We start from the raw sequence: 20,496 nt of genomic DNA on the forward strand, positions 1-20,496 counted from the left end.
CGTGAAATGACTGCCAGCAAGAAGGAGCGCAAGCCCATCTCCACGGGGTCGGAATGGACCTTCGACCTGATCCGCGCCTATGACCGCGAAATCAGCCGGATTGCCGAGCGCTACGCGCTGGACACCTACCCGAACCAGATCGAGGTGATCAGCGCCGAGCAGATGATGGATGCCTACGCCTCCGTCGGCATGCCCATCGGCTACCACCACTGGTCCTACGGCAAGCACTTCCTCGCCACCGAGAAGGGCTACTCCCGCGGCCAGATGGGCCTGGCGTACGAGATCGTGATCAACTCCGATCCCTGCATCGCCTACCTGATGGAGGAAAACACCATCACCATGCAGGCCCTGGTCATCGCCCATGCCTGCTACGGCCACAACAGCTTCTTCAAGGGCAACTACCTGTTCCGCACCTGGACCGACGCCAGCTCCATCATCGACTACCTGGTGTTCGCCAAGCAGTACATCAACCAGTGCGAAGAGCGCCACGGCATAGACGCGGTGGAAGACCTGCTGGACTCCTGCCACGCCCTGATGAACTACGGCGTCGACCGCTACAAGCGCCCCTACCCCATCTCGGCCGAGGAAGAGCGACGCCGGCAGAAGGAACGCGAGGAGCACCTGCAGAAGCAGATCAACGACCTCTGGCGCACCATCCCCAAGGGCGCCGGCAAGGGCAGCGACAAGGACAACCAGCGCTTCCCCGCCGAACCCCAGGAGAACATCCTCTACTTCATCGAGAAGCACGCGCCGCTGCTGGAACCCTGGCAGCGGGAAGTGGTGCGCATCGTGCGCAAGATTGCCCAGTACTTCTACCCGCAGCGCCAGACCCAGGTGATGAACGAGGGTTGGGCCACCTTCTGGCACTACACCATCCTGAATGACCTGTACGACGAAGGCCTGGTCACCGATGGCTTCATGATGGAGTTCCTGCAGTCGCACACCAGCGTGGTCTACCAGCCGGGCTTCGACAGCCCCTATTACAGCGGGATCAACCCCTACACCCTGGGCTTCGCCATGTACCGCGACATCCGCCGCATCTGCGAAGACCCCACCGAGGAGGACAAGCGCTGGTTCCCGGACATCGCCGGCAGCGACTGGCTGTCCACCCTCAAGTTCGCCATGAAGAGCTTCAAGGACGAAAGTTTCATCCTCCAGTTCCTGTCGCCCAAGGTGATCCGTGATCTCAAGCTGTTCAGCATCCTCGACGACGACCAGAAGGACGAGCTGCTGGTACCGGCCATCCACGACGAGCAGGGCTACCGCCTGATCCGCGAGACCCTCGCCGCCCAGTACAACCTCGGCAACCGAGAACCCAACGTGCAGATCTGGAGCGTCGACCGCCGTGGCGACCGCTCGCTGACCCTGCGCCACCAGCAACACGACCGCAAGCCCCTGGGCGACTCCACGGAGGAAGTGCTCAAGCACCTGCACCGTCTCTGGGGCTTCGACATCCACCTGGAAACCCGCCATGGCGAACAGATCACCGGGAGCCACCATGTTCCCCCAAAGGGGGAGCGCACTGAGGACGGGGAATACCCGCGCCTGGACCTGATCATTCCGCCCATTTGATCGGTTGACCGCATGCCCGGCGCGCGCCGAGCATGCGTTTCATCCTCTATGGGAGCCGCCCTCAGATGCGACTGTTCCTCGTCCTGCTGCTGTGCCTGGCCCTGGCAACCTGCTCCACCCACGTACCGCTGGTCCGCGTCCTGCAGCCGGCCGCGCCCGAACTGGCCGGGCGCAGCCGCTTCGCACTGGTCTCCCCGCAGCAGGCAGTGGACGGCGAACTGCCCTACCGGGAACGCTACGCCCAACTCGCCCCATTGCTCCGCCAGGGACTGGAAAGTCGCGGGTACCGCGCCTCCGATGATGCCCAGCTGCGGGTCTATTACTGGCTGGCGGTCAGCGATGCGCCCCTGGAGTTCAAGGTCGACCAGGCACCGCCCGGCCCCCTCGGTCCTTACCAGGCCATCCATCGCCTGCGCGATGAAAGCGGCACCTTGCGCCTGCGCCTGACGGACCCGGCTGGGCAGGTGCTCTGGGAAGGACTGGCCAGCACCGGCCTCAGCCCCTCGTGGAACAGCGCCGAACTGCTGGAAAACGCTGTCCGTGCGTTGATCGCGCAAGTCCCGGCAGCCCGCTAGGCTGATATCCTCCGCAGCCACGGAGGCATTTCATGCAGATATACAAAGTTGGTGGCGCGGTGCGCGACCGCCTGTTGGGACACCCGGTGACCGAGAACGACTGGGTGGTGGTGGGCGCCACCGCCGAAGAAATGCTCGAAAAGGGCTATCGTCCGGTGGGCGCGGACTTTCCCGTGTTCCTCCACCCGCAGACCGGCGAGGAGTACGCCCTGGCGCGAACCGAACGCAAGAGCGGTCGCGGCTACGGCGGCTTCACCTTCTACGCAAGTCCCGAGGTGACCCTGGAGCAGGACCTCATCCGCCGCGACCTCACTGTCAATGCCATGGCCGAAGACGGCCAGGGCAACCTGATCGACCCCTATGGCGGCCGCAAGGACCTGGACGACCGGCTGCTGCGCCATGTCTCCCCCGCCTTTGCCGAAGATCCCCTGCGGGTGCTGCGGGTGGCGCGCTTCGCCGCGCGCTATGCGCCTTTGGGCTTCAGGGTGGCCGGGGAAACCCTGGAACTGATGCGGCAGATCGCCGAATCCGGCGAGCTGGACGCCCTGACGCCGGAACGCAGCTGGAAGGAGATCTCCCGCGCCCTGATGGAGCCGCGCCCGGACGTGTTCATCCAGGTGCTGCGCGATTGCGGCGCCCTCGCCGCCTGGCTGCCCGAACTGGACCGCCTGTTCGGCGTGCCGCAACCGGCGAAGCACCACCCCGAAGTGGATTCCGGCGTGCATGTGCTGGCCGTGCTGCGCCAGTGCGCGGAACACCAGCAGCCGCTCACGGTGCGCTGGGCCTGCCTGCTGCACGACCTGGGCAAGGGCCTGACCCCGGAAGAGGAATGGCCGCAGCACATCGCCCATGAAAAGCGAGGACTGAAACTGATCAAGGCGGTCAACGAGCGCTGCAAGGCGCCTCGCGACTGCCAGGAACTGGCGCTGCTGGTGGGCGAGTACCACACCCACGCCCATCGCGCCCTGGAACTGCGCGCCTCGACCCTGCTGGAGCTGCTGCAGAGCTTCGACGTCTACCGCCGCCCGCAGCGCTTCGAGGAATTCGTCGCAGCCAGCGAAATGGACGCCCGGGGCCGCTGCGGCCTTGAGCAGCGCGACTATCCCCAGGCGGCCTATCTGCTGGGCGCGGCCCAGGTCGCCCGCACCGTGGCGGTGCAGCCGCTGCTGGACAAGGGATTCAAGGGTGCCGAACTGGGCGAGGCGCTCAAGGGCGAGCGCCTCAAGGCCCTGAAGGCCTACAAGGAAAGCGGCGGGAAGGCCTGAAGCAACTCGGGCGGCGTCAGCTCGACGCCGCGCCAGGAGAAGGATGCCGGCCAGAGCGTCTGCTGGATGGCGGCGCTCTCCCAGAGGTCGGCGAAGGTGCGACCCTCTCCCGGATGCCGAACCTCTGGCGCAAGCAGCGCCAGGGGCCAGAGCACGAAGGCGTTTTTCAGCACTTCGGGACGCGGCAGCACCAGGCCATCGAAATTACCCACCCGATCGCCATACAGCAGCACGTCGATATCCAGCGGCAGCCCCTTGCGGCCCGGCGCATAGCGACCGTTGTCAGCCTCGATCACCTTCAGTCGGCGATCCAGCTCGTGCAGCGGCAGGTCAGTGCGAGCGGAGACTGCAAAATTGAAGAAATTGCCGCTCTTGATACCCACCGGAAGGCTCTCGAACACCGGCGAGCACTTGATGTCATGGAGGAAGCCGGCCAGCGCCTCGAGCCCGGCAGTCAGGTTGCGCTCGCGCTCGATGTTGCTGCCGAGGCCGAGATAGATAGGGGTCAGCGACATCCGCGCTCGATCTCCACGCCAACGCTGCTGGCCGCCGGCACGGCGCCAGGCTTGTGCAACTTGAGGCGGATCCAGGGAATATCGAACTCGGCCATCAGCACCGCCACCAGCCGCTCGGCGAAGGTTTCCACGAGCAGGAACTGCGCCTCTGAGGCAAAGGCCTGGACGCGCTGGGACACGGCCGCGTAGTCGAGCGCCTTGTCGAGGTCGTCGCCTTCGGCTGCCAGGCGGTTGTCCCAGCCCAGCTGCAGGTCCAGGCGCAGGCACTGGCGAATGCTGCGCTCCCAGTCATAGGCACCTATTACGGTGTCGACCTCCAGACCTTCGATGAAAACCGTGTCCACGTCAGTGCTGCCCCGCTAGAATCGGGACTTCCTCGCCCCGGAATGGATACCATGTTTTGGCTGCTGGCGACTCTCGCCTACCTGCTCGGATCGTTGTCCTTCGCCATTCTGCTCAGCCGGCTGTTCGGCACGGGTGACCCGCGTGCCCAGGGTTCCGGCAACCCTGGCGCCACCAACATGCTGCGGGTGGCGGGAAAGAAACTGGCGATCCTGACCTTGCTCGGCGACCTGCTCAAAGGCCTGCTGCCAGTACTGGTCGCCCACCTCTGCGGCCTCGACGTCCAGCAGCAGGCCTGGGTCGGCCTTGCCGCGGTGCTCGGGCACCTGTATCCGATCTACTTCCGTTTCCGTGGCGGCAAGGGTGTCGCCACCGCCGCCGGCATGCTGCTGGGGCTCTATCCCCCGGCCGCGCTGCTGGCCATCTGCGTCTGGCTGCTGACCTTCTACCTGACCCGCACCAGCTCCCTGGCGGCCTTGATCGCCACCCCGCTGACCCTGCCGCTGCTCGCCTGGCAACAACCCGGCGCGCTCCTGCCGATGACCGTGCTGACCGGACTCATCGTCTGGCGACATCGCGGCAATCTACGCGACCTTTTCGCCGGACGCGAACGGCATTTCTGAATAGTTGAGTGAAAATGGCGCAACCAGCCGTCAGACGGCTGGCAGTTGCTCCATCGGCCAGCGCGCCTGCACGGCAATTGCCGGGCCATCCTGCTGCCCCGCCAACAGGCGCTGGCAACCTGCGTAGGCGATCATCGCGCCGTTGTCCGTACAGAAACGCGGACGCGCGTAGAACACCTCACCCTTGAGCTCACCGAGCATCCTGCCGAGGGACTGGCGCAGCGACTGGTTGGCGCTGACACCACCCGCGATCACCAGGCGCTTCAAGCCGGTCTGCTTGAGGGCCCGTTTGCACTTGATGGTGAGAGTCTCCACCACCGCCTGCTCGAAGGCCAGGGCGATGTCGCAACGGGTTTGCTCGCCGTCGTCCCCAGCATCGCGGCACTGCTGCCAGGTGTTGAGGGCAAAGGTCTTGAGCCCGCTGAAGCTGAAGTCCAGGCCGGGACGGTCGGTCATCGGCCGCGGGAAGGTGAAGCGTCCCGGGGTTCCGTCCTGGGCCAGGCGTGCGATTTCCGGGCCGCCGGGGTAACCGAGGCCGATCAGCTTGGCGGTCTTGTCGAAGGCTTCGCCAGCGGCGTCATCCACCGATTCGCCGAGCAATGCATAGCGGCCGATGCCATCCACCCGCACCAATTGGGTGTGGCCGCCGGAGACCAGCAGGGCGACGAAGGGGAACTGCGGTGGCTGCTCCTCCAGCATCGGCGCCAGCAGGTGGCCTTCCATATGGTGGATGCCGAGCGCCGGCACACCCCAGGCGAAGGCCAGGGCCTGGGCGCAGGACGCCCCCACCAGCAATGCCCCCACCAGGCCGGGGCCGGCGGTGTAGGCGATGCCGTCGATGTCCTCGGGTTTGCGCCCGGCCTCTTCCAGCACTTCGCGCAGCAACGGCAGCAGGCGCTTGACGTGGTCGCGCGAGGCCAGCTCGGGCACCACGCCGCCGTAGACCCGATGCAGGTCGATCTGACTGAACAGCGCATCGGCCAGCAGGCCGCGTTCGCTGTCATAGAGGGCGACGCCGGTTTCGTCGCAGGAGGTTTCCAACCCCAGCACTAGCATGGGTACGAGCCTTTCTGGCCTGGCAAAATAAGAAGGCGCGAATCATAATCGCCGCCCCTTCCGCCGACCAGCGGTTTTCGACTGAAGGCTTTGCATTCCGCGCCCTGAGGCGTTAATATCCGCAGCCCTTGAAATCCGACGCGCCACCGAGCCAGCTTTTGCCGGAATGCGTCGACCATTCGGTAATTGATGAAGGTACGACCTGGATGCCAGCCGTCAAAGTTAAAGAGAACGAACCCTTCGACGTAGCCCTGCGTCGTTTCAAGCGCTCCTGCGAGAAAGCCGGCGTACTGGCCGAAGTCCGCAGCCGCGAGTTCTACGAGAAGCCCACTGCCGAGCGCAAGCGCAAAGCCGCCGCCGCGGTCAAGCGTCACGCCAAGAAAGTGCAGCGCGAGCAGCGCCGCCGCGAGCGCCTGTACTGAGTTAACAGGCTCCGCCGCACGCTCAAGCATCGCCCGGCCCCGGCCGGGCGAGTGCATGTCGGGCACCCAGAAAACTCCGCTTCGCCTTGGCGAATGGCGGAGTTTTTTGCTTTCCAGCACCTGGCTCCCGCCTGTCGTCACCGACCGGGCGCGAGTATGCTTTGAACCTTACCGCGTCCCGAGCACCCTATGGCCGGCCTGATCCCCCAAGGCTTCATCGACGACCTGCTGAACCGCACCGACATAGTCGAAGTGGTCGGCGCGCGCGTGCAGCTGAAGAAGGCCGGCAAGAACTACACCGCTCGCTGCCCCTTCCACAACGAGAAGACGCCCTCCTTCAGCGTCAGCCCGGACAAGCAGTTCTACTACTGCTTCGGCTGCGGCGCCGGCGGCAACGCCCTCGGTTTCATCATGGACCACGACCACCTGGACTTTCCCCAGGCGGTCGAAGAGCTGGCCAAGCGCGCCGGCCTGGAAGTCCCGCGGGAAGAAGGGGGGCGCAGCAAGGGGCCGCGGCAACCCACCGACTCTCCGCTCTACCCCCTGCTGACGGCCGCATCGGACTACTACCGGCAGGCGCTCAAGCAGCACCCGACCCGCAAGGCCGCGGTCGAGTACCTGAAGGGCCGCGGCCTGACCGGCGAGATCGCCCGCGACTTCGCCCTGGGCTTCGCCCCGCCCGGCTGGGACAACCTGCTCAAGCACATGGGCGGTGACAGCCTGCTGCACAAGCACATGATCGATGCGGGCCTGCTGATCGAGAACGCCGATACCGGCAAGCGTTACGACCGCTTCCGCGACCGGGTGATGTTCCCCATCCGCGACAGTCGCGGACGCATCATCGCCTTCGGCGGCCGGGTGCTGGGCGACGACAAGCCCAAGTACCTGAACTCCCCGGAAACCCCGGTATTCCACAAGGGCCAGGAGCTCTACGGGCTTTTCGAGGCACGCAAGCACAACCGCAACCTCGACGAGATCATGGTCGTCGAAGGCTACATGGACGTTATCGCCCTCGCCCAGCAGGGCCTGCGCAACGCCGTCGCCACCCTGGGCACCGCCACCAGCGAAGAGCACATCCGCCGCCTGTTCCGCCTGGTGCCGAGCATCCTGTTCTGCTTCGACGGCGACCAGGCCGGGCGCAAGGCCGCCTGGCGCGCCCTGGAAGCCGCCCTGCCGAGCCTGGAAGACGGTCGCCGTGCACGCTTTCTCTTCCTGCCGGAAGGCGAAGACCCGGACAGCCTGGTACGCAAGGAAGGCACCGACGCCTTCCGCGCCCGCATCACCCAGCACGCCCAGCCCCTGGCCGACTATTTCTTCCAGCAGCTGACCCAGGAAGCCGACCCCGCCTCCCTGGAAGGCAAGGCGCACCTGGCGACCCTGGCCGCGCCGTTGATCGAGCGCATCCCCGGCGCCAACCTCAAGGTCCTGATGCGCCAACGCCTGGGCGAGATCACCGGACTGAACGGTGATGCCCTCGGCCAGTTCGCCCGCAGCGCCCCGACCAGCGTAAGCAGCAGCCACGGCCACCCGGACGATTCCTACTACGAGTCCTTCTCCGGCTATGACGACCAGCAGTACGAACCGGACCATTCGCAGTATTTCGAGCAACCGGCCGCGCCCCAGGGCAACTGGCAGAAGGACGAGCGGCGCAAGGACGGCTGGAAAAAGGGCGACTGGAAGAAGGACGGCAGGAAGTGGGGCAAGGGCCGCGACGAACTCAAGCGCCCGCCGCGCACGGAAGTGAAGGTGGAATCCCCCACCCTGACCGCCTTGCGCACCCTGCTGCACCACCCCTCGCTGGCACAGAAAGTAGAAGATGCCAGCCATTTCGCCGCCGAAGACGACACCTACGCTCAGCTCATGGTGTCACTGGTGGAAGCCGTGCAGAAGAATCCGAAATTGCGTTCGCTGCAGCTGATCGCCCGCTGGCACGGTACCGAACAGGGCCGTCTACTGCGGGCCCTGGCAGAAAAGGAATGGTTGATTTCGGCAGACAACCTTGAACAACAGTTTTTTGACACTATAACTAGGTTGTCGGCTCGCCAGCGGGAACGCCGCCTGGAAAATCTGCTGCGGAAAGCACGGCAAAGCGAACTCAGCGCAGAAGAGAAAGATCAGCTGCGCGACCTTCTCAGCCGCAACATGTCTCCCCTGACTCCGACCCCAACTGGCGCGTGAGGCCCCGGATCAGGTATAATCCTCGGCTTGTTTTCAGCCCGCCAAGACCTTAAGTGGATAGGGTGCTATGTCCGGAAAAGCGCAACAGCAGTCTCGCCTCAAAGAGTTGATCGCCCGTGGCCGTGAGCAGGGATACCTGACTTACGCGGAGGTCAACGACCACCTGCCGGAGGATATTTCCGATCCGGAACAGGTGGAAGACATCATCCGCATGATCAACGACATGGGGATCAACGTATTCGAGAGTGCCCCGGATGCGGATGCCCTGTTGCTGGCCGAAGCCGATACCGACGAAGCCGCCGCCGAAGAAGCCGCCGCCGCCCTGGCCGCGGTGGAGACCGACATCGGCCGCACTACCGACCCGGTGCGCATGTACATGCGCGAAATGGGTACCGTGGAACTGCTGACCCGCGAAGGCGAGATCGAAATCGCCAAACGCATCGAGGAAGGCATCCGCGAAGTGATGAGTGCCATCGCCCACTTCCCCGGCACTGTCGACGGCATCCTCGCCGAATACCAGCGCATCACCAGCGAAGGTGGCCGCCTGTCCGACGTTCTCAGCGGCTACATCGACCCCGATGACGGCACCCTGCCGGCCGAGGAAGTCGAGCCGGTCGACCTGAAGGACGACACCGCTTCGGCCAAGGACAAGGACGAAGACGAAGACGAGGAAGGCGACGGCGAGGAAACCGAGGAAGAAGGCGACGGTGGTCCGGACCCGGAAGAAGCCCTGCGCCGCTTCACCGCTGTTTCCGAACAGCTGGACAAGGCCAAGAAGGCCCTGAAGAAGCACGGTCGCGACAGCAAGCAGGCTATCGAAGAACTGCTGGCCCTGGCCGAGCTGTTCATGCCGATCAAGCTGGTGCCCAAGCAATTCGACGCCCTGGTGGAAAAAGTCCGCAGCGCCCTGGACCGCGTCCGCGCCCAGGAACGCGCCATCATGCAGCTCTGCGTGCGTGACGCGCGCATGCCTCGCGCCGACTTCCTGCGCCTGTTCCCGGGCAACGAAGTCGACCTGACCTGGGCCGACGGCCTGGCCAAGGGCAAGGCCAAGTACGCCGAAGCCATCGGCAAGCTGGTGGACGACATCAAGCGCAACCAGCAGAAGCTGGTGGATCTCGAGCAGGAAGTCGAACTGACCGTCAACGAGATCAAGGACGTCAACCGCCGCATGTCCATCGGCGAGGCCAAGGCCCGCCGGGCGAAGAAGGAGATGGTCGAGGCCAACCTGCGTCTCGTGATCTCCATCGCCAAGAAGTACACCAACCGTGGCCTGCAGTTCCTAGACCTGATCCAGGAAGGCAACATCGGCCTGATGAAGGCGGTGGACAAGTTCGAATACCGTCGCGGCTACAAGTTCTCGACCTACGCCACCTGGTGGATCCGTCAGGCGATCACCCGCTCGATCGCCGACCAGGCGCGGACCATCCGTATCCCGGTGCACATGATCGAGACCATCAACAAGCTCAACCGCATCTCCCGCCAGATGCTGCAGGAAATGGGCCGCGAGCCCACTCCGGAAGAGCTTGGCGAGCGCATGGAGATGCCCGAGGACAAGATCCGCAAGGTGCTGAAGATCGCCAAGGAGCCGATCTCCATGGAGACCCCGATCGGCGACGACGAGGACTCGCACCTGGGCGACTTCATCGAGGACAGCACCATGCAGTCCCCGATCGACGTGGCCACCGTGGAAAGCCTCAAGGAAGCCACCCGCGAAGTGCTGGCCGGCCTCACCGCCCGTGAAGCCAAGGTACTGCGCATGCGCTTCGGCATCGACATGAACACCGACCACACCCTCGAGGAAGTCGGCAAGCAGTTCGATGTGACCCGCGAGCGTATCCGCCAGATCGAAGCCAAGGCACTGCGCAAGCTGCGCCACCCGTCGCGAAGCGAGCACCTGCGCTCCTTCCTCGACGAGTAAGCGACACGAGAACCCCCGGCCAGTCCGGGGGTTTTCTTTTCGCCCCCGGGAAACCCGCCCGCCACTTCCAGCTGGCAAGCGGCCACGTCTACACTGCTGTCTGACATCCCTTCAAGGAACGAGGCCGCCAATGGCGCGAGCGCGGGCCGTACTGATGCTGTGGCTGGCACTCTGGACCTTCCCGGCCGGTGCCCTGACGCTTACCCCGCAGGAACAGGCCTGGCTCGACGAACACCGGGAGCTGCGCCTGGGCATAGACGCCTCCTGGCCTCCCTTCGAGTTTCGTGACGCCGATGGCCGCCACCAGGGGCTGGCCGCCGACTACATCGAGCAGATCCGCCAGCGCCTGGGCGTGAAACTCACCCCCATCGAGCCCAGCAACTGGGGCCAGGTGCTGCAGCAGGCACGGGATGGCGACCTGGACCTGCTCCCCGGCATCATGTCCACCCCGGAACGCCAGGAATACCTGTTCTTCACCCGCCCCTACCTCGACTTCCCCATCGTCATCCTGTCGCAGACCGGGGGCTCGAGCCCCGCCGACCTCGAGGACCTCTACGGCCTGCGCGTCGGCGTCGTCGCCGACTACGCCCCCCACGAACTGCTCCGCCGGCAGCATCCCGACCTCAGCCTTCAGGCCTATCCCTCGGTGGCCGCCGCCCTGCAGGCCCTGGCCACCGGCCAGGTGGACGCCTTCGTTGGCGACCTCGCCTCCAGCGTCTGGAGCCTGCGCCAGCTCAAGATCGACGGCATCAGCATCAGCGGTGAGACGCCCTATCGCTACCAGTTGGCCATGGCCACGCCGAAGAACCACCCGCTCCTGGCCGGCATCCTCGACAAGGTCTTCGCCGACATCACGCCGGACGAGGCCGCCACCATCCAGGAACGCTGGGTGGGCGACGCGCTCTATCAACGCACCGACTGGACGCACATCCTGCTCTTCGGGCTGCCCGGCCTGCTGCTGCTCGCCGGCGTGCTCGCCTTCGTCCTGAGCGTCAACCGCCGGCTCAGCAGCGAAATGGCCAGCCGCGTCGCCTTGCAGGACGAGTTGCGCAGCAGCGAACAGCACTACCGCGGCCTGGTGGAAAGCCTCAACGCCATCGCCTGGGAAATGCGCGTGGAGGACTATCGCTACACCTACGTCTCACCCCACGCGGAGCGGCTGCTCGGCTATCCCATCGCCACCTGGCTCGAGCCGGGCTTCTGGCGGCGAACCCTGCATCCCGACGACTCGGCCTGGGCCAACGCCTTCTGCGAGGCGGAGACGCTCGCCGGTCGTGACCACAGTCTCGACTACCGAATGATCGCAGCCGACGGCCGGATCCTCTGGGTGCGCGACATCATCACCCTCATCCCCCATGGCGAAACCCAGATGATGCGCGGCCTGATGATCGACATCACCGAGGCCAAGCAGACCGAGCAAGCCCTGCAACTCTCCGAGCAGAAATTCGCCTCGGTGTTCCACAACTGCCCGGACATCATCGTCATCGCCCGCCGCACCGATGGCAGCCTGCTGGCGGTCAACCACACCTTCGAACAGCAGATCGGCCTCAAGGCCAGCGAGGCTCTCGGCAGGACCGCCACCGAACTCGACATCTGGGGCATCCCCGGCATCGGCCCGAAGCTCCTCCAGCGGCTGCAGCAAGGCAACCCGCTGCACAACCTGGAAATGCCCTTCCGCCGCTCCGATGGCGAGACCTTCACCGGCCTGATCTCCGCCCAGGCCATCGATCTGGACGACACCCCGGCGCTGGTGGTGGTGGTCCGCGACATCACCCAGGTCAAGGAAACCCAGCAGCAGCTCCAGGTTTCCGAAGAAAAGTTCGCCCGCGCCTTCCACGCCTCCCCGGACGGCCTGCTCATCACCCGCATCAGCGACGGCCTGCTGGTGGAGGCCAACGAAGGCTTCAGCCGGATAACCGGCTACAGCCCCCAGGACATCGCCGACCGCTCCACCCTGGAACTCGGCCTCTGGGCCAACCCCGTCGACCGTGAGCACATGATCCGGGTCATCCACGAGCAGGGCAGCATCCAGCACTTCACTACCGCCGTGCGCACCAAGTCAGGCCAGGTCCGTCTCTGCGAACTGTCCTCCCAACCCATCCCCATCGGCGGCGACGCCTGCATGCTGACCATCGCCCGTGACATCACCGAGCGCCAGCAGATGCAGGAGAAGCTGCTCCAGGCCGCCACCGTCTTCGAAAGCACCGCCGAAGGCGTGATGATCACCGATACCGAACAGCGCATCACCGCGGTCAACCGTGCCTTCAGCGAAATCACCGGCTACAGCGAGAGCGAGGCCCTCGGCCAATCACCGCGCCTGCTCGCCTCCGGCCAGCACGACAGCGCCTTCTACGCGGCCATGTGGCACCAACTGGAGAACGAAGGCCACTGGCAGGGGGAAATCTGGAACCGTCGCAAGAACGGCGAACCTTACCCCGAATGGCTCACCATCAACGCCGTGCGCAACCGTCGCCAGCAGGTCACCCATTACGTCGGCGTGTTCGCCGACATCTCACCGCTGAAACACGCCCAGGCCCGCCTCGACTACCAGGCCCACCATGATCCGCTCACCGGACTGCCCAACCGCCTCCTGTTCGAGAGCCGCCTGCAGCTGGCCATCACCGACGCCGCCAATGACAATCACCACGGCGCGGTCCTCTTCATCGACCTGGACCGTTTCAAGCACATCAACGACAGCCTCGGCCACCCGGTGGGCGACCTGTTGCTGAAGAGCATCGCCAGCCGCCTGCGCCAGCAACTGCGGGACATCGACACCGTGGCCCGCCTGGGCGGCGACGAATTCATCATCCTGCTGCCAGGGCTGCACAACGCCGGCGATGCCCAGGCCGTGGCCAGCAAGTTGCTGCACTGCTTCGAAGGGCCGTTCCCCGCCGGCCAGCACGAATTCTTCATGAGCGCCAGCATCGGCATCAGCCTGTTCCCGGAACACGGCCTGGACGTCGCCACCCTGGTGAAGAACGCCGACGCCGCCATGTACCGGGCCAAGGCCCGCGGCCGCAACCGCATCGAACTCTACACCCGCGACCTGACCAGCCAGGCCACCGAGCGCATGGCCCTGGAAACCGAACTGCGTCGCGCCCTGGAGCGCAATGAACTGTCCTTGTGCTATCAGCCGAAGTTCAGCCTGCAACAGCAGACCCTGGTCGGCGCCGAGGCGCTGATACGCTGGCACCACCCGCAGTTCGGCGAGATCCCACCGGAACGCTTCATCCCCCTGGCCGAAGAAACCGGCCTCATCCTGCCGCTGGGCGACTGGGTGCTGCAGCACGCCTGCCGTCAGATGCAACAGTGGCAGGAAGGCCATGCGCCCTTCGGCCCGCTCTCGATCAACCTCGCCGGCGCCCAGCTGCGCCAGCCGCTGCTGGTGGAACGCCTGCAGCAGCTGATCCAGGGGCTCGGCCTGGAGCCTCAGCGCCTGCAGCTGGAAATCACCGAAGGCTTCATCATGAGCCAGGCCGAGGAAGCCCTCGGCGTGCTGCACAGCCTCAAGGCCCTGGGCGTGCAACTGGCCATCGACGACTTCGGCACCGGCTACTCGTCCCTGAGCTACCTCAAGCGACTGCCGCTGGACGTGCTGAAGATCGACAAGTCCTTCGTCCGCGGCCTTCCCGACGATCCCAACGACGCGGCCATCAGCCGCGCCATCATCGCCCTGGGCCGCAGCATGCAGCTCACCGTGATCGCCGAAGGCGTCGAGACCAAGGCCCAGGAAAACTTCCTCGCCGCCGAGGGATGCGAACAGATTCAAGGATTCATCGTCAGTCCCGCACTGCCGGCCGAGATCTTCACGCGAAAATTCCTCAGCCCCCTCCACACGCTTGGCTCCCAGCAAAAGGCGCCTGTATAATCCGCCGGCCTTCTGGGGCCTATAGCTCAGTCGGTTAGAGCAGAGGACTCATAATCCTTTGGTCCACGGTTCGAGTCCGTGTGGGCCCACCAAATCAAAAGCCGCGCAGTGCGCGGCTTTCGTCTTTCCAGTGTCCCGTCTTCATGCCCCGCGGCCAGGCAAACCCGGCAGCCCGCGGCCGGCTCTCCACTCAATCGGCAACCCGCAGGACCTGCTTGGTGCGCGCGCGGCCCTGTTGCAGGCGCTCATGGGCCGTCGCCACCTCGGCCAGCGGCAGCACCTCCAGGCGTGGCGGGTGTACGCGTCCGGCCGCCAGCAGGGCGGCGATCCGGCCCAGCGCCTCGCCGCTGGGCATGCGGCTGTAGGCCACCGCCGTGCGCAGGCCGCGCCGGGCGGCCTCGGCGTGGTCGGGCCCGGCATCCCCCGGCGCCAGGGTGAGGATGGCCACCAGGATGCCGCCGGGGCGCAGCAGGTCGAGGCCATCGGGCAGGCTGCCGCCGCCAATGCAGTCCAGCACCAGGTCGACGCCTTCCGGCGCCCACTGCCGCAGGGTCTCGTGGATATCGCCGGCGCGATAGTCGATGGCGCATTCGGCCCCCACGCCACGCACATGGGCCAGGTTGTCCTCGCTGCAGGTGGCAGCGATCTGCGCCCCGGCGCAGCGCGCGAACTGGATGGCGAAGCCGCCCACGGCGCTGCCGCCACCGTGGATCAGCACCTTCATCCCGGGGCGCAGGCCACCTTCGTCGAACAACCCGGCCCAGGCCGCCAGGGCCGGGGTCGGGACAGCCGCGGCAGCGGCGAAGTCGAGGTTGTCCGGCATCCTCACCACGGAGGCGCGGGAGACGCAGGCGTATTCGGCATAGGAGCCCCATTTGCCGACTCCGACGTCACTCTGGGCGAAGACCCGGGTGCCCGGTGGCAGGTCGTCCACGCCCTCGCCCACGGCACTCACGGTGCCCGCCAGGTCGAAACCGAGGACGAAGGGGAACCGGTATTCGAGGAAGCCGCCCAGGTAGCCCTCCCGGCATTTCCAGTCGGCCGGGTTGACCCCGGCGCACATCACCCGCACCAGCACTTCACCCGTCCCCGGCCGAGGGGTCTCCAGTTCGGCCAGTTGCAGGACCTCGGCGCCGCCGAGGCGCTCCATTACCACTGCACGCATGTTCGTTCTCCGTTGGATAGGCGCTGTCGCCTGTGGATGGGCAGCGCTCGCTCAGTCCGCCGCCAGGATGCTCGCCGGCAGCGGGCAGTACGCATGGCAGATGGCCTCGACCGTCCACTCGGGGAAGGCCGGGTCGAACCAGCGGTCGACCCAGCCCCAGTGGTAGGGATGCAGCAGGTACTCGCCCTGCAGGTCGCCCACCTCGGCGAACTCCTGCTGCCAGACGTGGGTCCAGCCGCTGCCGGAGGTGACGCGGCCGAGTTGCCAGTTGCGGATGCCCGCCATGTAGTCGGGCATGGCCAGCAGTTCGCGCTCCAGTGCCGCCACCTGGCTTGCCGGGACGTCCGCCCGCACCCGCAACAGCAAGGTGCGCAGGATGCCGCCGGAGAGGCCCGGTGCGCGGGTGCCTCCGCCGATGCGCCCATGGCTGAGCCGGTCCACCCGCGCCACGCCGGGCAAGGCTTCCAGACCGGCCGCGTCCGCTCCGCGCAACTCGACGCTGAAGTCCCCCGCGCCCCAGCAGCCCGGCAGGTTGCGGCCGCCGAAGGCACCGGGATGGGACAGGCACCAGCGCGCCAGGGCCTGCTCGAAGGCAGGCTGGTCGGCATCGGCGGCGAGGTAAACCTGAGCGATTTCAGCCTGCATGATCGAACTCCCCAGGCAGCGGCAGCGTCGCCTCTGCGTCAGTCAGGACGTGGCGCCGCCGCTGGCGGCAGAAACGGTCCAGCTTCGGCCAGACGGCCGGCGTCGAACCGGGGTTGCCGCGCATCCGGTAATAGGCCGGCACATCGGGCACCTGCCAGAGCAGCCAGAGCGTGGTGGGCACGCCGGGCACTACCACCGGTGGCGAGACCCAGCGGTTCAGCAGGTGCGGAACGGGCTCCGCTCGGCCCGGCAGCAATTCCTCGTCGAGCAGCGCCAGCACCTGTTTCACATCGCTGGCGTCGAGGGTGAGTTCGTCAAGAAGGTGAATCATCGATCGGGCCCTTTGCCAAGTTCGAGGGCTATCCTGCATGCTCATGCCCGGCCGGACCGCTACCCGGCCGATCACCCAACGCCACCAGAACGCTCAGGCTGGCCTGTATGTCGCGATCCCGTTCCGCCGAAGTTCCACCCGCGCCAAGCCTCGGTACCCGGCTGCTGGATGAGTTACGCCGCAGCGGCGCCGACAGCGCGGCGATGGCCGACGCGGCCGGGCACCTGTCAGCCGGTGCATTCGCCACGCTGTACCGTTCGGCCATCGAGCACCTGGAAGCCCAGGTCGCCCAGTGCGACGGCCACCCACCCATGCGCAAGCGCGAGGTGGACCTGCTCTGCCGCTGCCTGCTGAGTTGCCAGACCCTGGCCGATGCCATCCACTGCGCCGCCGACTTCTGTGCGATGCTGCACCCGCGAGCGGGGGCGCTGAGCCTTTCCACCGTCGAGGGCGCAGCGGTCTTTCGCATGGACTCGCTGCGCCGCCGGCAGAGCCCGGCGGCCTGCCTGGTGGATGTCACCGGGCTGCTGTTCTACCAGCGCCTGTTCGCCTGGCTGATCGGCGAACCGATCCGCCCGCTGCGCAACTTTCTCGGCCACCCGAACCGCGAGGACGCCATTCCTTTCCTCAGCCTGTTCGACTGCCCCGTGGACGTCGGGCAACCGACCTACGGCTTCGTCTTCGACGCCGCGCTGCTGACGCGTCCGGTGCGGCGCCAGCCTGCGGAGCTCGAAGCCTTCCTGGTGGACTTCCCGTTCCGCCTGGCCGCCGGCGAGCCCGCCTCGCAGGTTCCGCTGGCCCAGCAGGTGCGCAGTTTCATCGATGCCGCCCTGGCACGGCAGGCGCCCCTGCCGACCCAGCAGGAACTCGGCGCCGCGCTGTCCCTCAGCGTGGCCACGCTGCGCCGCCGACTGCACGCCGAAGGCACCGGCTACCGCGCCCTGCGCGAGGCCTGCCTGCTGGAGGCGGCGAAGCATTACCTGCGCAGTACCGAGTGGCCCATCGAGCGTGTGGCCGGCTATCTGGGGTTCAGCAACGCCGCCGCGATGCGTCGTGCCATGGTGCGGCTGACGGGTCATCCGCCCAGCCATTACCGAAACGCCCATTGAGCGATCCGGTAGCGCTCCTTGAGTGAGAGGGCGACGGTTGCCGGAAACCGGCCCTCGCACAATCGGTTCATCCAACCCAGAGGAGATGAACCATGCCCCATCCCCGCAAGCCCAAACTCGCCGGCAAGGTCGCACTGGTGACCGGCGCCAGCCGCGGCATCGGCCGCGCCATCGCCCAGCGTCTTGCCGCAGAAGGCGCCACGGTAGTGGTCGCGGCGCGCAGCCTGGAGCATTCGGCGAGCATGAGCGGGACCCTGGCCGAAACCGTGGCCCTGATCGAAGCGGCCGGTGGCCGCGCCATCCCGCTGGCCGTGGACCTGTGCGACGAGGCCGAGCGCGATGCGTTGCCGGCCCGCGCCGCGCAGCTGGCAGGCGGGCTGGACATCCTGGTGAACAATGCCGGGGTGGCGGACTACCACCGCGTGGAGGACATGCCGCTGGAGGTCTACGAACGCACGCTGGACCACTACCTGCGCATTCCCTTTGCCCTCTGCAAGGCCGCGATTCCGCTGATGCGCCAGCGCGGCGCCGGTTGGATAGTCAACCTCGGCTCGGTCACCGCCCTGCCGCCCCTCAAGCCCTACGACGACTTCGCCCGGCTGGGCGGCATCAGTGTCTATGCCGCCGCCAAGGCCGCCCTGGCGCGCTTCACCCAGGGGCTGGCCGCCGAGCTGGAGGCCGACGACATCGCGGTCAACCTGGTCGCGCCGAGCACCGCGATCCTCACGCCGGGTGCCGCCCGCTACATCCCGGCCGAATACCCGACCGAGCGGGTGGAGTACCTGGCCGAGACGGCGCTGGCGCTCTGTCACTTGCCCGCCCGGGAACGCACCGGGCTGCTCACCCACAGCCTGCACTTCCCGCTCTCCGCCGGGCTCACCGTCCACTCCCTGGACGGGCGCGAGACGCTGCCGGCGCCTGTCCTCCCGCCCTATGCGCACCCCGGCATAGAAGCCGTGTCGGGCTGACGCCAGACTTGAGCATCGACCAGAAGCCGCGCCTTGCGCGGCTTCTTCGTTGCAGGCCGATAGCGGGCGCTGCGCTACGCCGCTACTCGCCTACGCTGATGCTGAAGTCACTCCCTACTCGTGCGGGGTCCGCAGCATGGCCACCACCACCCGCATCCTCACCCTGACCCTGTGCCCGGCGCTGGACGTCGTCACCGGGGTTCCGCGCCTGTGTCCCAACGACAAGCTGCGCTGCAGCGCGCCGCGCTATTTTCCCGGCGGCGGCGGGATCAACGTGGCCAGGGCGATCCACCGGCTGGGCGGCAAGGTCCTGGCGCTGTTTCCGGCAGGGGGCTCGACCGGGCAGCACCTGGTGGAACGGCTGGAAGCCGAGGGCGTCGCGAAACTGGTGGTGCCGATCGCGGAGTGGACGCGCGAGTGCATCAACGTGACCAACCAGGCCGATGGCCAGCAGTACCGTCTCGTCCTGCCCGGCGCGCGGCTCTCGGTGACGGAGCAGGACGCCTTGCTGCACGCCCTGGCGTCGCTGCCGGCGCCTGATTACCTGGTGGTCAGCGGCAGCCTGCCCGAGGGCCTGGCGGAGGACTTCCTGCCGCGCCTGTTGCAGGTTGCCGCAGAGCGCGGGGCGCGCCTTGTGCTCGACAGCACCGGTAGCGGATTGCGCCAGGCGCTGGACGCAGGCGGTATTTTCCTGATCAAGCCCAACCTGGAAGAGCTGAGCGCGCTCGCCGGGGTGGACATCGCCGAGCCGGAGCAACTCGCGCAGATCGCACGCGCCCTGGTGGACGCCGGGCGTTGCGAGGCGGTGCTGGTGTCCCTGGGGCCGCAAGGCGCGCTGCTGGTCACCGACTCGCTGAGCGAACGCATCCCCGCGCCCACGGTGGCGCGGCGGAGCACGGTCGGCGCGGGCGACAGCCTGGTAGCGGCGCTCACCCTGAAACTGGCGGCAGGGGCCGGCTGGCTGGAGGCCGCACGTTACGGGGTGGCGGCCGGGACCGCGGCGATCATGGCCGAGGGTGGCGAGCTGTGTCGGCGGGAGGATACGGAGCGGTTGTTCCGCTGGATATCGGGGCGCTAGCCGTTGGCCCTGGCTTCGAGAGGATTCGGCGCCAGGGTTCTTCCGAGAATTCCTACTCCGGCTCGTCATTGCCGGCCTACAAAGTCCCTCTGTAGCTTCTCCCACCGTCATGCCCTCGGGTGTGACCGGGAGTGGAATCCCGACGTTTAGCACAATCGCAACACCGCCATAAGCAGGGTCAGCGAATGGAAGTCTTGTTCGATGAGCCTGGCCATCTATGGCGGACCGTGCGAGGGGGGCTCACGCCCACCGGTTATCGTGCTAAGGCCGGGATTCCACACCTCGTACGGTCCGCCACCCTTAAACACCAAGGATCAGGTGGCGGCTCCCCGATACCAGGAAGGAGTCTGCACATGTCCCACGACTATTTCGTCCCCACCGTTTTCCACCGCCATCACCGCGCGCTTCGTGCCCTGCTGATCGACGACCAGGCCTGGGTGGTGGCCCGCGACCTGGGCCCGCTGACCAACTGCCACGTCGATGACCGCCTGACCCGCAAACTGGACCCTGACCAGTGGCGCTACGCGCTTCTGGAGAACCACCAGGGTGAAGTCGAGCAGGAGTTGCTGTTCAGCGAAAGCGCCGTCTGCGAGTTGCTGAGGGTGAATTTCTACCACCCCGAACACCGCGGCTTGCGCCAATGGTTCACCGGCGAGGTGGTGTCCGGCCTGCGCTCGGCGGCCAACCCGCAACTCCCCAGGCAACGCCGGGTGGCCTGGCAGGGGAAGGAATACAGCCTGATGGAGTGGCAGGGGCGGCGTTGGGTGCGGGTAGCGGATGTGGCGGAGTTGTTCGAGGGGAAGGGCCAAATGCTGCTGCCATAGGCAGAACACCTTGTAGGGGCGAATTCATTCGCCAAGCAG

Annotated in this window: 18 protein-coding genes and 1 tRNA gene; 13 read left to right on the forward strand and 6 right to left on the reverse strand. The window is 66.5% G+C overall.

Features of this window, described 5'->3' with window-relative positions; all coding sequences use genetic code 11:
- Positions 1 to 6: 6 nt before the first annotated feature.
- From ACFPU0_RS28875 to ACFPU0_RS28885, 3 genes are all read left to right on the forward strand, one after another.
- Entirely contained in the window at positions 7 to 1,572 is a 1,566-nt protein-coding gene (locus tag ACFPU0_RS28875; protein WP_377696728.1) for a SpoVR family protein, read from the forward strand.
- A 65-nt stretch (positions 1,573 to 1,637) separates the two neighbouring features.
- Positions 1,638 to 2,147, forward strand: a complete 510-nt coding sequence (locus ACFPU0_RS28880; protein ID WP_377696729.1) for a DUF4136 domain-containing protein — start codon at positions 1,638 to 1,640, stop codon at positions 2,145 to 2,147.
- Between the two features lie 32 nt (positions 2,148 to 2,179).
- Positions 2,180 to 3,412, forward strand: coding sequence for a multifunctional CCA addition/repair protein (locus tag ACFPU0_RS28885; RefSeq protein WP_377696730.1), 1,233 nt, complete (start codon positions 2,180 to 2,182; stop codon positions 3,410 to 3,412).
- Here the strand turns inward: ACFPU0_RS28885 and folK are convergent.
- Together folK and folB are read right to left on the reverse strand one after the other, a co-directional pair.
- Complete coding sequence (gene folK, locus ACFPU0_RS28890; RefSeq protein WP_377696731.1) at positions 3,385 to 3,927, reverse strand: 2-amino-4-hydroxy-6-hydroxymethyldihydropteridine diphosphokinase; 543 nt, start codon at positions 3,925 to 3,927, stop codon at positions 3,385 to 3,387. The two genes, ACFPU0_RS28885 and folK, sit on opposite strands and share 28 nt — an antisense overlap.
- Positions 3,918 to 4,271, reverse strand: a complete 354-nt coding sequence (gene folB / locus ACFPU0_RS28895; protein WP_377696732.1) for a dihydroneopterin aldolase — start codon at positions 4,269 to 4,271, stop codon at positions 3,918 to 3,920. Before folB ends, folK begins: the two co-directional genes overlap by 10 nt.
- A gap of 51 nt (positions 4,272 to 4,322) precedes the next feature.
- On the opposite strand from folB, the gene plsY reads away from it, so the two are divergent.
- Positions 4,323 to 4,892, forward strand: a complete 570-nt coding sequence (gene plsY, locus ACFPU0_RS28900; protein ID WP_377696733.1) for a glycerol-3-phosphate 1-O-acyltransferase PlsY — start codon at positions 4,323 to 4,325, stop codon at positions 4,890 to 4,892.
- Between the two features lie 30 nt (positions 4,893 to 4,922).
- Here plsY and tsaD read toward each other — a convergent pair whose 3' ends face one another.
- Positions 4,923 to 5,948, reverse strand: coding sequence for a tRNA (adenosine(37)-N6)-threonylcarbamoyltransferase complex transferase subunit TsaD (gene tsaD / locus ACFPU0_RS28905; protein WP_377696734.1), 1,026 nt, complete (start codon positions 5,946 to 5,948; stop codon positions 4,923 to 4,925).
- A gap of 206 nt (positions 5,949 to 6,154) precedes the next feature.
- On the opposite strand from tsaD, the gene rpsU reads away from it, so the two are divergent.
- The 5 genes from rpsU (at position 6,155) to ACFPU0_RS28930 (ending at position 14,429) form a co-directional block, all read left to right on the forward strand.
- The gene (gene rpsU, locus ACFPU0_RS28910) at positions 6,155 to 6,370 is read left to right on the forward strand and encodes a 30S ribosomal protein S21 (RefSeq protein WP_003085057.1); all 216 of its coding nucleotides are present in this window, start codon (positions 6,155 to 6,157) and stop codon (positions 6,368 to 6,370) included.
- Between the two features lie 189 nt (positions 6,371 to 6,559).
- Positions 6,560 to 8,548, forward strand: a complete 1,989-nt coding sequence (dnaG, locus tag ACFPU0_RS28915) for a DNA primase (RefSeq protein WP_377696735.1) — start codon at positions 6,560 to 6,562, stop codon at positions 8,546 to 8,548.
- Positions 8,549 to 8,615: 67 nt separating this feature from the next.
- Positions 8,616 to 10,469: an RNA polymerase sigma factor RpoD gene (rpoD, locus tag ACFPU0_RS28920; protein WP_377696736.1), complete on the forward strand. Its 1,854-nt coding sequence runs from the start codon at positions 8,616 to 8,618 to the stop codon at positions 10,467 to 10,469.
- A 130-nt stretch (positions 10,470 to 10,599) separates the two neighbouring features.
- Positions 10,600 to 14,337, forward strand: a complete 3,738-nt coding sequence (locus ACFPU0_RS28925) for a bifunctional diguanylate cyclase/phosphodiesterase (RefSeq protein WP_377696737.1) — start codon at positions 10,600 to 10,602, stop codon at positions 14,335 to 14,337.
- 15 nt (positions 14,338 to 14,352) lie between these two features.
- Positions 14,353 to 14,429, forward strand: a tRNA-Ile gene (locus tag ACFPU0_RS28930).
- 98 nt (positions 14,430 to 14,527) lie between these two features.
- Here ACFPU0_RS28930 and ACFPU0_RS28935 read toward each other — a convergent pair.
- Genes ACFPU0_RS28935 through ACFPU0_RS28945 form a run of 3 tightly spaced genes read right to left on the reverse strand, consistent with a single transcriptional unit; the run spans position 14,528 to position 16,478 of the window.
- Positions 14,528 to 15,502, reverse strand: coding sequence for an NADP-dependent oxidoreductase (locus tag ACFPU0_RS28935; protein WP_377696738.1), 975 nt, complete (start codon positions 15,500 to 15,502; stop codon positions 14,528 to 14,530).
- A 51-nt stretch (positions 15,503 to 15,553) separates the two neighbouring features.
- Positions 15,554 to 16,147, reverse strand: coding sequence for a Dabb family protein (locus ACFPU0_RS28940; protein ID WP_377696739.1), 594 nt, complete (start codon positions 16,145 to 16,147; stop codon positions 15,554 to 15,556).
- Entirely contained in the window at positions 16,137 to 16,478 is a 342-nt protein-coding gene (locus tag ACFPU0_RS28945; RefSeq protein WP_377696740.1) for a hypothetical protein, read from the reverse strand. Before ACFPU0_RS28945 ends, ACFPU0_RS28940 begins: the two co-directional genes overlap by 11 nt.
- 107 nt (positions 16,479 to 16,585) lie before the next feature.
- Between ACFPU0_RS28945 and ACFPU0_RS28950 the strand changes: the two genes are divergently transcribed.
- From ACFPU0_RS28950 to ACFPU0_RS28965, 4 genes are all read left to right on the forward strand, one after another.
- Positions 16,586 to 17,587: an AraC family transcriptional regulator gene (locus tag ACFPU0_RS28950; RefSeq protein WP_377696741.1), complete on the forward strand. Its 1,002-nt coding sequence runs from the start codon at positions 16,586 to 16,588 to the stop codon at positions 17,585 to 17,587.
- A 92-nt stretch (positions 17,588 to 17,679) separates the two neighbouring features.
- On the forward strand, positions 17,680 to 18,555 hold the full coding sequence (locus ACFPU0_RS28955) for an SDR family NAD(P)-dependent oxidoreductase (RefSeq protein ID WP_377696742.1): 876 nt from the start codon (positions 17,680 to 17,682) through the stop codon (positions 18,553 to 18,555).
- 136 nt (positions 18,556 to 18,691) lie between these two features.
- The gene (locus ACFPU0_RS28960; RefSeq protein ID WP_377696743.1) at positions 18,692 to 19,633 is read left to right on the forward strand and encodes a 1-phosphofructokinase family hexose kinase; all 942 of its coding nucleotides are present in this window, start codon (positions 18,692 to 18,694) and stop codon (positions 19,631 to 19,633) included.
- Positions 19,634 to 19,986: 353 nt separating this feature from the next.
- A complete protein-coding gene (locus tag ACFPU0_RS28965) occupies positions 19,987 to 20,457 on the forward strand; it encodes a phage antirepressor (protein ID WP_377696744.1) in 471 nt (156 codons plus the stop codon).
- The last annotated feature ends 39 nt before the right edge of the window (positions 20,458 to 20,496 follow it).

Source organism: Pseudomonas sp. GCM10022186 (assembly GCF_042656385.1).
Classification (GTDB): domain Bacteria; phylum Pseudomonadota; class Gammaproteobacteria; order Pseudomonadales; family Pseudomonadaceae; genus Metapseudomonas.

What these genes read in the sequence shown, in the direction of transcription:
- ACFPU0_RS28875 (WP_377696728.1), top strand. Translation starts at nt 7, where the DNA reads ATGACTGCCAGCAAGAAGGAGCGCAAGCCCATCTCCACGGGGTCGGAA.
- ACFPU0_RS28880 (WP_377696729.1), top strand. Translation starts at nt 1,638, where the DNA reads ATGCGACTGTTCCTCGTCCTGCTGCTGTGCCTGGCCCTGGCAACCTGC.
- ACFPU0_RS28885 (WP_377696730.1), top strand. Translation starts at nt 2,180, where the DNA reads ATGCAGATATACAAAGTTGGTGGCGCGGTGCGCGACCGCCTGTTGGGA.
- folK (WP_377696731.1), bottom strand. Translation starts at nt 3,927, where the DNA reads ATGTCGCTGACCCCTATCTATCTCGGCCTCGGCAGCAACATCGAGCGC.
- plsY (WP_377696733.1), top strand. Translation starts at nt 4,323, where the DNA reads ATGTTTTGGCTGCTGGCGACTCTCGCCTACCTGCTCGGATCGTTGTCC.
- tsaD (WP_377696734.1), bottom strand. Translation starts at nt 5,948, where the DNA reads ATGCTAGTGCTGGGGTTGGAAACCTCCTGCGACGAAACCGGCGTCGCC.
- rpsU (WP_003085057.1), top strand. Translation starts at nt 6,155, where the DNA reads ATGCCAGCCGTCAAAGTTAAAGAGAACGAACCCTTCGACGTAGCCCTG.
- dnaG (WP_377696735.1), top strand. Translation starts at nt 6,560, where the DNA reads ATGGCCGGCCTGATCCCCCAAGGCTTCATCGACGACCTGCTGAACCGC.
- rpoD (WP_377696736.1), top strand. Translation starts at nt 8,616, where the DNA reads ATGTCCGGAAAAGCGCAACAGCAGTCTCGCCTCAAAGAGTTGATCGCC.
- ACFPU0_RS28925 (WP_377696737.1), top strand. Translation starts at nt 10,600, where the DNA reads ATGGCGCGAGCGCGGGCCGTACTGATGCTGTGGCTGGCACTCTGGACC.
- ACFPU0_RS28935 (WP_377696738.1), bottom strand. Translation starts at nt 15,502, where the DNA reads ATGCGTGCAGTGGTAATGGAGCGCCTCGGCGGCGCCGAGGTCCTGCAA.
- ACFPU0_RS28940 (WP_377696739.1), bottom strand. Translation starts at nt 16,147, where the DNA reads ATGCAGGCTGAAATCGCTCAGGTTTACCTCGCCGCCGATGCCGACCAG.
- ACFPU0_RS28945 (WP_377696740.1), bottom strand. Translation starts at nt 16,478, where the DNA reads ATGATTCACCTTCTTGACGAACTCACCCTCGACGCCAGCGATGTGAAA.
- ACFPU0_RS28950 (WP_377696741.1), top strand. Translation starts at nt 16,586, where the DNA reads ATGTCGCGATCCCGTTCCGCCGAAGTTCCACCCGCGCCAAGCCTCGGT.
- ACFPU0_RS28955 (WP_377696742.1), top strand. Translation starts at nt 17,680, where the DNA reads ATGCCCCATCCCCGCAAGCCCAAACTCGCCGGCAAGGTCGCACTGGTG.
- ACFPU0_RS28960 (WP_377696743.1), top strand. Translation starts at nt 18,692, where the DNA reads ATGGCCACCACCACCCGCATCCTCACCCTGACCCTGTGCCCGGCGCTG.
- ACFPU0_RS28965 (WP_377696744.1), top strand. Translation starts at nt 19,987, where the DNA reads ATGTCCCACGACTATTTCGTCCCCACCGTTTTCCACCGCCATCACCGC.